The 12,789-nt window shown below is 71.5% G+C and carries 10 protein-coding genes and 1 pseudogene; 9 read left to right on the top strand and 2 right to left on the bottom strand.

All coding sequences use genetic code 11. The features are described from left to right. Positions 1 to 29: 29 nt before the first annotated feature. Complete coding sequence (locus tag OG580_RS07255) at positions 30 to 1,007, bottom strand: ABC transporter substrate-binding protein (protein ID WP_267042807.1); 978 nt, start codon at positions 1,005 to 1,007, stop codon at positions 30 to 32. Continuing rightward, positions 1,004 to 1,483 (bottom strand): GNAT family N-acetyltransferase, encoded by a 480-nt coding sequence (locus OG580_RS07250; RefSeq protein ID WP_267042806.1) that lies wholly within the window; start codon positions 1,481 to 1,483, stop codon positions 1,004 to 1,006. The genes OG580_RS07255 and OG580_RS07250 overlap by 4 nt, the downstream gene beginning before the upstream one ends. A 403-nt stretch (positions 1,484 to 1,886) precedes the next feature. Here OG580_RS07250 and OG580_RS07245 point away from each other — a divergent pair, with 403 nt between their 5' ends. The 9 genes and pseudogenes from OG580_RS07245 to OG580_RS07205 all read left to right on the top strand — a co-directional run. Next, positions 1,887 to 2,741: an amino acid ABC transporter permease gene (locus OG580_RS07245; protein WP_267042805.1), complete on the top strand. Its 855-nt coding sequence runs from the start codon at positions 1,887 to 1,889 to the stop codon at positions 2,739 to 2,741. Continuing rightward, positions 2,738 to 4,606: an FAD/NAD(P)-binding domain-containing protein gene (locus OG580_RS07240; RefSeq protein WP_267042804.1), complete on the top strand. Its 1,869-nt coding sequence runs from the start codon at positions 2,738 to 2,740 to the stop codon at positions 4,604 to 4,606. The genes OG580_RS07245 and OG580_RS07240 overlap by 4 nt, the downstream gene beginning before the upstream one ends. A 46-nt stretch (positions 4,607 to 4,652) precedes the next feature. Continuing rightward, on the top strand, positions 4,653 to 5,555 hold the full coding sequence (locus OG580_RS07235; RefSeq protein ID WP_267042803.1) for an amino acid ABC transporter permease: 903 nt from the start codon (positions 4,653 to 4,655) through the stop codon (positions 5,553 to 5,555). Further along, positions 5,552 to 6,352, top strand: coding sequence for an amino acid ABC transporter ATP-binding protein (locus OG580_RS07230; RefSeq protein WP_267042802.1), 801 nt, complete (start codon positions 5,552 to 5,554; stop codon positions 6,350 to 6,352). Before OG580_RS07235 ends, OG580_RS07230 begins: the two co-directional genes overlap by 4 nt. An 87-nt stretch (positions 6,353 to 6,439) precedes the next feature. After that, positions 6,440 to 7,414, top strand: a complete 975-nt coding sequence (locus tag OG580_RS07225; protein WP_267042801.1) for an ABC transporter substrate-binding protein — start codon at positions 6,440 to 6,442, stop codon at positions 7,412 to 7,414. A 68-nt stretch (positions 7,415 to 7,482) separates the two neighbouring features. Continuing rightward, positions 7,483 to 8,271, top strand: a complete 789-nt coding sequence (locus tag OG580_RS07220; RefSeq protein WP_267042800.1) for a DUF1684 domain-containing protein — start codon at positions 7,483 to 7,485, stop codon at positions 8,269 to 8,271. Between the two features lie 205 nt (positions 8,272 to 8,476). After that, entirely contained in the window at positions 8,477 to 9,346 is an 870-nt protein-coding gene (locus OG580_RS07215; protein ID WP_267042799.1) for a S1 family peptidase, read from the top strand. A gap of 182 nt (positions 9,347 to 9,528) precedes the next feature. Continuing rightward, positions 9,529 to 10,413, top strand: a complete 885-nt coding sequence (locus OG580_RS07210; protein ID WP_267042798.1) for a S1 family peptidase — start codon at positions 9,529 to 9,531, stop codon at positions 10,411 to 10,413. A 585-nt stretch (positions 10,414 to 10,998) separates the two neighbouring features. Then, positions 10,999 to 12,649, top strand: a pseudogene (locus OG580_RS07205) (iron-containing alcohol dehydrogenase); the annotation flags it as partial. Positions 12,650 to 12,789: the final 140 nt, after the last annotated feature.

Here is a 12,789-nt window from a genome sequence, read left to right as displayed (position 1 = left end):
CGGGACACCCCACTGGAGGCACCCCGGCGCTACCTCTTCGGCGCCGGGAGCTCCGGCGGGGTGATCTGCGACCGCGCGATGCCCGACGCCGTCACCCCCCACTTCCTCAGGATCCGGTCGTACGTCCCGTCCGCCTTCAGGCCGTTCACCGCTGCCTGGAAGGCAGGGGCGAGCGGCGTCCCCTTCTTGAAGGCGAAGCCGACGTCGAGCCGCCGGTACTCGTTGAGGAACTTCACGTTCTTCTGCCGCGTCACCGCGTACCGCAGGCCGTTGATCGTGTTCATCACGACGTCGCTGCGGCCCTGCTGGAGCGACATCCAGACCGCGCCCGTCTCGCTGAAGACGTTCACCTCGTAAGGCGGCTTCCCGGCCTCCGCGCACCGGCCCTTGTGCTGTTCCAGGGTCCGCTCGAAGGTCGTCCCGGCGCCCGTCGCCACCTTCAGGCCGCACAGCTGGGTGAGGTCGGTCACCGCCTTCAGCGGGCTGTCGGCCCGGGTGGCGAAGCCCTGCCCGTCGTTGATGTACGTGACGAAGTCGATGGCCTTGCGCCGCTCCTCGGTCACCCCGAAGTTCCCGGTGCCGACGTCGTACTTGCCGCTGCCCAGCGCCGGCAGGATCGCCTCGAAGCCGACCACCTCGCGCTCCAGCTCCAGGCCGAGGGCCTTCGCCACGGCGCCCGCGAAGTCGGCGTCCACCCCGACCACGGTCCTGCCGTCGGCCAGGTACGCCGAGCTGGGCGGGGTCGCGACCGAGGAGGCGATCGTGAAGCTGCCCCGCTGCCGCACGTCGGCGGGGAGCAGCTTCGCCGCGGCCTCGTTCTTCCTGACGCCCGACACCACGTCCTCGGTCGGGAGCGTGTCCTTCGCGGCGCCCGGCGCCCCCGAGGCTCCGGCGGGCACGGTCGTGGGCTCGCCCCCGGCGCAGGCGGTGAGCGCGAGCGTGGCCGCGGTGATCAGCGCGAAGCCGAGGGTCGTGCGGGTGGTGCCGGAACTCGTACGCGTACTCATGGTCTCGGGTTCTCCAGGAGTTTCTCGAAAGGCAGGGGGCCGATCGACTCGGGATCGGCGGACACGTCGAAGAGCGGCCGGTAGCCGGACGCGAGATAGAGGCCCTTGGCCTCGGGCTGGCGCGGGCCGGTCGTCAGGTACAGGCGGGTGTAGCCGCGGGCGGCGGCCTCGCGTTCGAGCACGGTGAGGACGCGGCGGGCGAGCCCGCGCCTGCGGTGTGCCGAGTGGGTCCAGATCCTCTTCAGCTCGGCGGTGCGCTCGTCGTAACGGCGGTACGCGCCTCCGGCGACGGGCCGGCCCTGCTCGAGGAGGAGCAGGAAGGCGCCGTCCGGAGGAGCGAACTCGGCGGCCGGGTAGAGGCTCAGATCGTGGGCGGAGCCGTAACGGGTCGTGTACTCGTGCGCCAGCTCGTCGAGGAGTGGGCGCGCCAGGGGGTCGGTGGTCGTGGTCCGGTGTACGGACAACGCGAAGGTCATGACGGTCCTTCAGGGCGAAGGAGGACAAACGGGCAGGGCGAGGGGAGGGGAGAGCTCAGGCACCCACGAGGGGCCTGTGTGTGAAGGCGCCGCGGAAAGGAGCACGCGGGCGGGGCAGAGCAGCGGGTCGGCTCAACAGGAAGAGGACCACACGCGACCGAAGTCGATGTGGGAGCGCGTGACCAGCTGCTGCGGATGCATGGCCTCAGTGGAACAGGCATCCGTTCCCGCGTCAACCGCGATGAGACGCACGGCTCACAGTCCGGACACCCTTGACAACAGGGCGTGTTGACCGCATAGCCTCGAAGGGCGGATCGGGCTGAGGGGCCCGGATCCGTGCTCGACGCGTGTGAAGGCGCACCCCCGTGTTCGATCCGCCCCCTGGCATCCACGGAGCCTTCGCATGTCCGCGACCCTCGTCAAGACCTCCTCCACGGCCCCGCCGGCCGGGCCGCCGCCCCGTGTCGTCGTCGTCCCCGCCCGCGGTGCGGGCCAGTGGACCGCCGCGGCCGCCGTCCTCGTCCTCCTCGGACTCGGACTCGTCTCGGTCGTCCGCAACAAGGCCTTCCAGTGGGACGTCGTCGCCGAGTACTTCACCTCCGCGTCCGTCCTGCGCGGCCTCGGCCTGACCCTGTGGCTGACCGCCCTCGTCATGGCCCTGGGCTTCGCCCTCGGCACCCTGCTCGCGGTCCTCCGGCTCTCCGTCAACCCCGTTCTGCGCGCGGTCAGTTGGGGATACGTGTGGTTCTTCCGGTCCACCCCGATCCTGGTCCAGCTGCTCTTCTGGTTCAACATCGGCGCGCTCTACCCGACCGTCCTCGGCATCCACACGGTCAACCTCCTCGGCCCCGTCTCCGTCGCCGTCATCGGCCTCACCCTGCACGAGGCCGCCTACGCCGCCGAGGTCGTCCGCGGCGGCATCCTCTCCGTCGACCGCGGCCAGACCGAGGCCGCCCACTCCCTCGGCCTCGGCCGATGGCGCCGGCTCACCCGGATCGTGCTGCCCCAGGCGATGCGCGCGATCGTCCCGCCGGCCGGGAACATGCTGATCGGCACCCTCAAAGGCACCTCCATCGTCTCCGTCATCGCCGTCCAGGACCTGCTCTACTCGACCCAGCTCGTCTACCACCGCACGTACGAGGTCATCCCGCTGCTCCTCGTCGCCACCCTCTGGTACGTCGCCGTGACCTCGGTCCTCAGCCTCGGCCAGCACTACGTCGAGCGGCACTACGCCCGCGGCACGGGCGGTGCCCGATGACCACCCGCCCCTCGACGCCCTCGCTCGTCATCGTGGGCGCCGGGCCGCGGGGGACCGGCTTCCTCGAACGGCTCGCCGCCAACCTGCCCGAGCTGTACGGCGACGCCCCCCTCGACCTCCACCTCGTCGACCCGCACCCGCCGGGACCGGGCCGGATCTGGCGCACCGAGCAGTCCCCGCTGCTCTGGATGAACTCCCGCGCCGAGGACGTCACCCTGTTCACCGACGAGACCGTGACGCTCGAAGGGCCCGTCCGGCCGGGCCCCACCCTCGCCGACTGGTCCGGCATCGACGGACGCGCCTTCCCCACCCGGCCCCAGCAGGGCGCCTACCTCCGCTGGGTGTACGAGCGGGTCCTCGCCTCCCTGCCGGCCTCCGTCACCGTCCACGAACACCGCACCACCGCACTGCGGATCGGCGGCCCGCGCGACGGACGCCAGCGGGTCTGGCTGGAGACCGGAGCCGAACCCCTCCTCGCCGACCTCGTCGTCCTCACCGTCGGCCACCTCGACGCCGAACCCGACCCGGAACAGCGGGCCCTCGCCGACTTCGCCGCCCGCCACCGGCTCGTCCACCTCCCGCCCGCCTTCACCGCCGACACGGACCTCTCCGCGCTGCGCGCCGGCGCGCCCGTCCTGGTCCGCGGCTTCGGCCTCGCCTTCGTCGACCTGATGGTCCTCCTCACCGAGGGCCGCGGGGGACGGTACGAGGGCGAGGGCGACGACCTCGTCTACGTACCCTCGGGCCGGGAGCCCGTGCTGTACGTCGGATCGCGGCGAGGCGTCCCGTACCACTCCAAGATCGGGTACGTCCTCGACGGCGAACGGCCACCGCTGCCCCGGTTCTTCGGGGCCGAGCAGACCGAGGCCCTGCTGCGGCGGGCCGGGCCGCTCGACTTCCGGCGCGACGTGTGGCCGCTCGTCGACAAAGAGCTCGGGTGGGCCCACTACCACCGGCTCTTCTCCACCCACCCCGAGCGGACCTCCCTCGCCTGGAGCGACTTCGAGCGGGCGTACGAGGAGGCGCCACCGCGCGGGGCGGAGATCGCCGCGCTCGCCGCCGCCGCCGTCCCCGACCCCGCCGACCGGTTCGACCCGGACGCCCTCGACCACCCCCTCGACGGGATCCGCTTCGCCTCCGCCGAGGCGCTCCAGCACGGCCTGCGCGACTACGTCACCGAGGACCTGACCCGCCGCCACGACCCGGCCCACAGCCCCGACGCCGCCGTCTTCGCCGCCCTGCTCTCCGTCTACGGGCAGCTCCTGAGGCTCGGCGGCCGCGTCGACCCCGGCGGCTGGTGGCACGGATTCTTCAGCTACCTCGCCTCCGGGCCGCCAGGACCCCGGCTGCGGCAGCTCCTCGCGCTCTCCCGCGCCGGCCTGGTCCGATTCCTCGGACCCCAGGTCACCGTCGAGACCGACGAGGAACGCGGGGTCTTCCGCGCCGCGTCCCCCGCCGCGCCGGGGGAGTGGACCGAGGCGCGTGCCCTCGTCGAGGCCCGGCTCCCCGACCCCACCCTGGAGCTCGCCGGCAGTCCGCTGCTGCGCGCCCTGTACGAGGACGGGGCCCGGGCCACCGCCAGCGGCCTCCTCGTCGTCGACCCCACCGACGCCCGGATCCTGGAGCGCGACGGACGCCCGCACCCGCGCCGCTTCGCGCTCGGCCCGCACACCACCGCCCGGGCCGGCGGGGCCTTCACCCGGCCCCGTACCGGCGGGGTCGCCTTCGGGCAGAACGACGTCACCGCCCGGGCGGCCCTGTCCTTCCTGCGCGACCGGAGCGGCGGGACCGGCACCGGCGGCGGGACCGTCGAGAGCGGCGGAACCGGCCGGAGCTGTCCGCTCCCGGCCCCGCTGAGCGCCTGATCAGCGCCCCCCTTCCCTCTTCCCGACCCGTTCCCGAGGAACCGCCATGGCTCTTACCAGCGATCCGCCCGCCACCGAAGACCCGGTGAAGGACCCGGAAGCCGCCCCCACCCCGTCGGCCCCCGCCGACCTCGTGGTCGTTCCCGTGCGCCACCCCTGGCGCTGGGTGGCCGTCGCCGTCACCGCCGTGCTGCTCGTGCAGTTCGGCCACGGGCTCGTCACCAACCCCGGCTGGGAGTGGGACGTCTTCGCCGCGTTCTTCACCACCGAGACGATCCTCCAGGCCGTCTGGGTCACCCTCCAGCTCACCTTCCACGGCACCGCGCTCGGCTTCGCCATCGGCATCGTGCTGGCCTTCATGCGCCTCTCGGCCAGTCCGTTCCTGCGGTCGGTCGCCTTCGCCTACATCTGGGCGTTCCGTTCCATCCCGCTCATCGTCCAGCTCCTCTTCTGGTTCAACCTCGCCTACCTCTACAAGGAGTTGAGCATCGGCATCCCCTTCGGGCCGAGCTTCCTCTCCTTCGACACGATGGGCCTCGTCGGGGAGATGAGCGCGGCCGTCCTCGGGCTCGCCCTCCACCAGGCGGCCTACGCGGCGGAGATCGTCCGGGGCGGCGTACTCGCCGTGGACGAGGGGCAGTCGGAGGCGGCGGCCTCCCTCGGCATCCCGAGGCTCCGGCAGCTGCGGCGGATCGTGCTCCCGCAGGCGATGCGCTCGATCCTGCCCAACGCCGCCAACGAGATCATCTCGCTCTTCAAGGGCACCTCGATCGTCTCGGTCATGGCGATCGGCGAACTCTTCTACCAGGTGCAGGTCGTGTACGGCCGCAACGGACGGGTCGTCCCGCTCCTGATGGTCGCCACCGCCTGGTACGTCCTGCTCACCACCGCGCTCTCCGTCGTCCAGCACTACGTCGAGCGCCATTACGCGAAGGGGAGCGCCCGATGAGCGCCGCCACCGCCACCGCCACCGTCTCCGAGGCCGCCACCGCCAAGGTCGAGATCCGGTCCGTCCACAAGAACTTCGGCCCGCTCCACGTCCTGCGGGGCATCGACCTCGACGTCCGGGCCGGCGAGGTCACCGTCGTCCTCGGTCCTTCCGGCTCCGGCAAGTCCACCCTCCTGCGGACCATCAACCACCTGGAGAAGGTCGACAGCGGCACGGTCAGCGTCGACGGCACCCTCGTCGGCTACCGCCGTTCCGGGAACAAGCTGTACGAGCTGCGGGAGCGCGAGATCCTCAAGCAGCGCACCCGGATCGGCTTCGTCTTCCAGAACTTCCACCTCTTCCCGCACCTGACCGTCCTGGAGAACATCGTCGAGGCCCCCGTCTCGGCCCTGAAGCGCCCCCGCGCGGACGCCGAGGCGGCGGCCCGGAAGCTCCTCGCCCGCGTCGGGCTCGCCGACAAGGCGGAGTCGTACCCGAAGCAGCTCTCCGGGGGGCAGCAGCAGCGGGTCGCCATCGCCCGCGCGCTCGCCCTCGAACCGGGGCTGCTCCTCTTCGACGAGCCGACCTCCGCGCTCGACCCCGAACTGGTCGGCGAGGTCCTCGACGTCATCAAGGACCTGGCCGCCTCCGGCACCACCATGATCGTCGTCACTCACGAGATCGGCTTCGCCCGCGAGGTCGCCGACACCGTGGTCTTCATGGACGAGGGCCGGATCGTCGAGCAGGGCCCGCCGGCCGAGGTGCTCGACAGCCCGCGCCACGAACGCACCCGCGCCTTCCTCTCCAAGGTCCTCTGACCCCCCCGGACGAGGAGCCCGTCTCCTCCTCCCGCACCGCTCCACCTCCGCTCGTCCGCCCTGCCCTTCCCGCACAGGAGTACTGCCATGAAGACCCGTCGCACCGTCCTCGCCGCCCTCGCCTCGCTCACCGCCCTCGGGGTCCTCACCGCCTGCGGCTCGGGCGACGCCGCCATCAACGAGATCAAGCCGGAGGGGCAGAAGGACACCGGCATCAACGTGGGCCCGAACCAGAACCGGATCCACACCGACAAGGTCGACGCCATCGCCGGCAAGCTCCCCGAGTCCGTCCGCAAGAGAGGCACCCTGATCCTCGGCGTCTCGGCCAAGAGCAACCCGCCGCTCGCCTTCCGCGCCACCGACGACAAGACGCTGATCGGCGTGGAGCTCGACCTCGCCACCCTGGTCGCCGACACCCTCGGTCTGAAGCCCGAGTTCAACCCGGTCTCCTGGGAGAACCTCTTCGTCGGCCTGGACAGCGGCAAGTACGACGCCGTCTTCTCCAACGTCACCGTGACGGAGGAGCGCAAGGACAAGTACGACTTCGCCACCTACCGGCTCGACGACCTCGCCTTCGAGGCGAAGAAGGGGTCCGGCTGGACGGTGAAGGGCCCCGAGGACGTGTCGGGCAAGCGGATCGCCGTCGGCACCGGCACCAACCAGGAGAAGATCCTCGTCGACTGGTCCCGGCAGAACGAGAAGGCCGGCCGCAAGGGCGTCGACATCAAGTACTACGACAACACGACCGACTACTACCTGGCCCTCCAGTCCGGCCGGATCGACGGCTACCTCGGCCCCAACCCCACCGTCGCGTACCACGTGGCCTCGGCCGGACAGACCGAGACCGTCGGCAAGTTCTCCGGCGCGGGCGCCGGACTCCAGGGCAAGATCGCGGCCACCACGAAGAAGGACAGCGGCCTCGTCGCCGCCTACGCCGCCGCGATCGACCACCTCATCGAGAACGGCACCTACGCCAAGGTCCTCAAGCGCTGGGGTCTCGACAGCGAGGCCGTGGAGAAGTCGGAGATCAACCCGCCCGGCCTGCCCCGTACCGAGAACTGACACACGGCGCCGCACCGGTCGCGGTCGTACCCCGGGCTTCCCGAGCCCGTATGGAAAGGTGGAACACCATGAGTACGGATCCCCAGCAGGACTGGCAGCACTGGCGCGAGCAGCGTGAGGCCACGGTCGCCTCCTCGTACGGCCCGCTCTCCCTCACGGGCACCCACTGGCTTTCGGATCACCCGGAGGGTCGAATTCCGGCCGTTCCCGGCGAGTGGCGGGAGGACGGCGACGAGGTGGTCCTGACGGCGGACGCCGAGGACGCGATCACCGTCGACGGGAAGCCCTTCGTCGGCACCGTACGGCTCACCGCCGACCACGCCCCCATCCACGAGTCCCGGGTCGAGTCGGCCGGCCGGCGGCTCGTGGTCCTGCGGCGCGAAGGGCTCTGGGCCGTACGGGACTTCGACCCCGAGTCGGAGGCACGCCGCGCCTTCGCGGGCATCGAGGCCACCCCGTACGACGAGCGCTGGGCGGTGCCCGGCGTCTTCCGTCCGTACGAGGAGACGCGCAGCGTACGGGTCGAGAACGCCGACGGCCGGGAGCGCGGCCTCGGGCTCGCCGGGGAGCTGGCCTTCGAGCTGCACGGCGGCGAGCACACCCTTCAGGTGGCCGTCGAGGACGACGGCTCGCTGTGGGCGGTCTTCGCGGACGCGACCAGCGGCCGGGACAGCTACCGCTTCCGTTTCCTGCGCCCCGCGGCCCCGGCGCCGGACGGCTCGGTGACGGTGGACTTCAACCGCGCGCTGCTGCCGCCGTGCGCCTTCGCCGACCACTTCATCTGCCCGTTCCCGCCGCCGGGGAACACGCTCGACACCGCCGTCCCGGCGGGGGAGCGGCGGCTGAACCCTTCCTGACCAGGGCTTCTCGACAGGACGTACGGATGACGGGCGCCCCCGGCCACCACGGCCGGGGGCGCCCGTCCGTTCGGCGGTCTTGTGCGTCCGCTCAGAGAGGGCCACTATCACTGGCGGTGCATGTCAGGGACACGTCACCTGATGGCGCCTCACGGGCCCGCCACCCACGGGCCCCTCCGCTTTTTCCGGTTTTTCCAGAAGGAGAATGGTGAGGAGCACAGTGAGGATCACAAGCACCCGACTGCTCGCGATCGCCGCGGGACTCGCGGCCGTGACGGCCCTCGGACTCCCCGGCGCCCAGGCCGCCCCCACCCCCGGCCCGGCGGGAGCGGCGCAGCTCGCCCGCGCCGACGCCGCCGTCGACGCCGCCGGGGTCGGCGGCACCGCCTGGTACGTGGACAGAGCCGCGGGCAGAGTCGTCGTCACCGCCGACTCCACCGTCACCGAAGCGGGGCTCGCGAAGATCCGCGCGGCGGCCGGCGCCGACGCCGGAGCCCTCCGCGTCCAGCGCGCCCCCGGCGTCTTCACGCCCCTGCTCGGCGCGGGCGACGCCATCTACGGCAGCGGCTACCGCTGTTCGCTCGGCTTCAACGTGCGCAGCGGCAGCACGTACTACTTCCTCACCGCCGGCCACTGCGGCAACGTCGCGAACACCTGGTACGCCAACTCGGCGCAGTCCACCCTGATCGGCGCCACCGTGGGCTCCAGCTTCCCCGGCAACGACTACGCGCTCGTCCGCTACGACAACACCTCGCTCAGCCACACCGGCGGCTTCACCGCCGCCAACGCCTACGTCGGCGAGTCGGTCAAGCGCTCCGGCTCCACCACCGGCACCCGCAGTGGCACGGTGACAGGCCTCGACGCCACCGTCCACTACTCCGGCGGCGGCACCGTCCGCGGCATGATCCAGACCAACGTCTGCGCCGAGCCCGGTGACTCCGGCGGCGCGCTCTACGACGGCACCAAGGCGCTCGGCATCACCTCCGGCGGCAGCGGCAACTGCTCCACCGGCGGCACGACCTTCTACCAGCCGGTGCCGGAGGCCCTCGCCAAGTACAAGGTCAGCCTCTACTGAGTCAACCGAACCACCGTACAGACAGAGCCTGTTGAGGGCCGTACGACCGAAAGGCGCCCTTGCGGCGCGAAGTCGTACGGCCCGAGACTCCCCCACAGCGCCGGCCTCGGGCCGCGCCTCACGGGCCCGTCACCCCACGGCGGGCCCCCGATTCCCCTCGGGAGGAACGAGAAGTGAGGATCATGCGCACCACCCCCACGAGAACGATCCGGATGCTCGCCGTCACCGTCGGTCTCGCCGCCGCGGCGGCCCTCGCCGTCCCCACCGCGAGCGCCGACTCCGCGCAGACCTTCGGCGCCGACCGGCTCGCGGCCGCGAGCGGTGCCGTGCTCGCCGCCGACGTCGCGGGCACCGCCTGGCACGTCGACACCGCCACCGGCGCGGTCGTCGTCACCGCCGACTCCACCGTCACCCCCGCCGCGATCGCGAAGATCAAGCGGCAGGCCGGGGCCGACGCGGGCGCGCTCCGCATCGAGCGGACGCCCGGTAAGTTCACCAAACTGATCTCCGGCGGGGACGCGATCTACGCCGACGGCGGCTGGCGCTGCTCCCTGGGCTTCAACGTCCGGGACAGCGCGGGCGCCTACTACTTCCTCACCGCCGGTCACTGCACCGACGGCGCGGGCACCTGGTACTCCAACTCCTCGCGGTCGACCGTCCTCGGCTCCACGGCCGGGTCGAGCTTCCCGACCAACGACTACGGCATCGTCCGCTACACCAACACCACGGTCACCAAGTCCGGCAGCGTCGGCAGCGTGGACATCACCAGCGCCGCCAACGCGACGGTCGGCATGTCGGTCACCCGCCGGGGCTCCACCACCGGCACCCACAGCGGCTCGGTGACCGGCCTCAACGCCACCGTGAACTACGGCGGCGGGGACATCGTCTACGGCATGATCCGCACGAACGTCTGCGCCGAGCCGGGCGACTCCGGCGGCCCGCTCTACTCGGGCAGCCGCGCCATCGGCCTCACCTCGGGCGGCAGCGGCAACTGCTCCTCGGGCGGGACGACCTTCTTCCAGCCGGTGACGGAGGCGCTGAGCGCGTACGGCGTGAGCGTGTACTGATCCCGGTCGGGACGGAACGCACGTCCTGACCCGTCTCTCCGGCCGTCGAAGAGCGGCCGGAGAGACCGTTTTCCAGGACCTTCGGCCGATTACGGGCCCTGCTCCGGCCCCTTCCCCGATCCCTCGGGTGTCGAATTGAGGCATCAGGAAAGGGGTCGAAGGGGGTGGGCCTGTTTTTGTGGCGGCCCAGGCGATCGTCTTCGCCTTCCACCGTTCCTGAGGGCTAAGTGGGGGTGAGCCCACTCAGCCGCACACCCCGAACGGTCTTGGGTGCACTGGTCCCCGGCGTACTCGACCCCGGGGCGGCGACACGGATCCTGTCCGTGGTCCGATCCCGGGAGGCCGGGTTCCTCACGACCTGGCCAAGTGGGTACGGCCAGGGGCGACGGGGAGGCCCCGAACCATCACTCCGGTGGAGCGGGGGCCCCGCACGCTGGCGCCGTACCCGGCGTCCCAGGTCGCACGGTCACCGTAGCCCGAACGGCCCAAGCCACCGCAAGCCCGCAAGCAGACCATCACACGATCGAGTTAAACCACCCTCGTACACGGTCCCCGGCGGGCAGCCGACAAGCCCCTCCGCCCCTGGCCGCCCGGATCGTCCGCGACGCCGCCGTCGCCGCCGGTGCGCCCGCCGCCTGCGTGCAGTGGGTCGACGAGCCCTCCATGGAGGCCACCCGCCTCCTCATGAACCACGAAGGCGTCTCCACCATCCTCGCCACCGGCGGAAACGCCATGGTCAAGGCCATTCCACGGCCTCGGCCACAGCGCCGCGATCCACACCGAGGACGAGGCGCTCGCCGAGGAGTTCGGCAAGCGCGTCAAGGCGATCCGGGTCATCGTCAACGCCCCCTCCACCTTCGGCGGCATCGGCGACGTCTACAACTCCTTCCTTCCCTCGCTCACGCTCGGCTGCGGCTCGTACGGACACAACTCCGTGTCCGACAACGTCACCGCGGTCAACCTGATCAACGTCAAGCGAATCGGACGGCGCACCACCAACATGCAGTGGTACAAGGTGCCGCCGAAGATCTACTTCGAGCGCAACGCCATCCGCTACCTCGGCGAGATGGAGGGCCTGAAGAGGGTCACGATCGTCACCGACCGGACCATGGGCGAGATCGGCTTCGTCCGGAAGGTCACCGACATCCTCAACGGCCGCGAGGAACCGGTCACGATCCAGGTCATCGACTCCGTCGAGCCCAACCCGGAGCTCGCCACCGTCCAGGCCGGCGCCGCCGCCATGCGGGACTTCCGCCCGGACACCGTCATCGCCCTCGGCGGCGGCTCCCCGATGGACGCGGCGAAGATCATGTGGCTGATGTACGAGCGGCCCGAGGTCGAGTTCGCGGACACGAAGGAGAAGTTCTTCGACATCCGCAAGCGCGCCTACCGCTTCCCGCGGCTCGGCGAGAAGGCCAAACTCGTCGCGATCCCGACCACCTCGGGCACCGGCAGCGAGGTCACCCCCTTCGCGGTGATCTCCGACCCGGAGGCCGCGCAGAAGTACCCGCTCGCCGACTACGCGCTCACGCCGGACGTCGCCATCGTCGACCCGGTCCTTCCGCTGCACCTCCCGGCCACGGTCACCGCCGACTCCGGCTTCGACGCCCTGACCCACGCCACCGAGGCGTACGTCTCCGCCTACGCCAACGACTTCACCGACGGCCAGTGCCTCCAGGCCATCAAGCTGATCTTCCGGAACCTGGAGACCTGCGTGAAGGAGGGCGCCAAGGCGCCCGAGGCCCGCGAGAAGATGCACAACGCGTCCACCATCGCCGGCATGGCCTTCGCCAACGCCTTCCTCGGCCTCGTCCACGCCATGGCCCACACCCTCGGCAACACCTTCCACGTCGCCCACGGCCGCACCAACGCGCTGCTGCTCCCGCACGTGATCCGCCACAACGGCACCGTCACCCACAAGGCCGTGCCGTGGCCGAAGGCCGAGGTCTACCGGGCCCCCGAGCGCTTCCAGGAGATCGCGCGGATGCTCGGCCTGCCGGCCGAGACGCCGGAGGAGGGCGTGGAGTCGTACGCCCGCGCGGTCGAGGAGCTGCGCACCCGGTGCGGCATCCCCGCCTCCTTCCGGGAGGAGGGCGTCGACGAGGAGGCCTTCCTCGCGGCCCTGCCGCAGCAGGCCATGAACGCGTACGCCGACCAGTGCGCGCCGGCCAACCCGCGGATGCCGATGATCGACGACATGAAGGAACTGATGACCCGGGCCTACTACGGCGCGTGACCGCCGTACGGATACGGGAGGCCGCCCCGCGCGAGGAAGCGCGGGGCGGCCTCCCGTACGTGCCACAGGCCTGCGGTACGTACGGCTCGGAGGGCGTGGGCGGCCTCCGAGCCGTCAGTGGGCGCGGGTGGACTCCGGCC

It is taken from the genome of Streptomyces sp. NBC_00094 (genome assembly GCF_026343125.1).
Lineage (GTDB): Bacteria > Actinomycetota > Actinomycetes > Streptomycetales > Streptomycetaceae > Streptomyces.
Note: the sequence above shows the minus strand (reverse complement) of the source record. Positions and strands in the feature narration are given on the sequence as shown.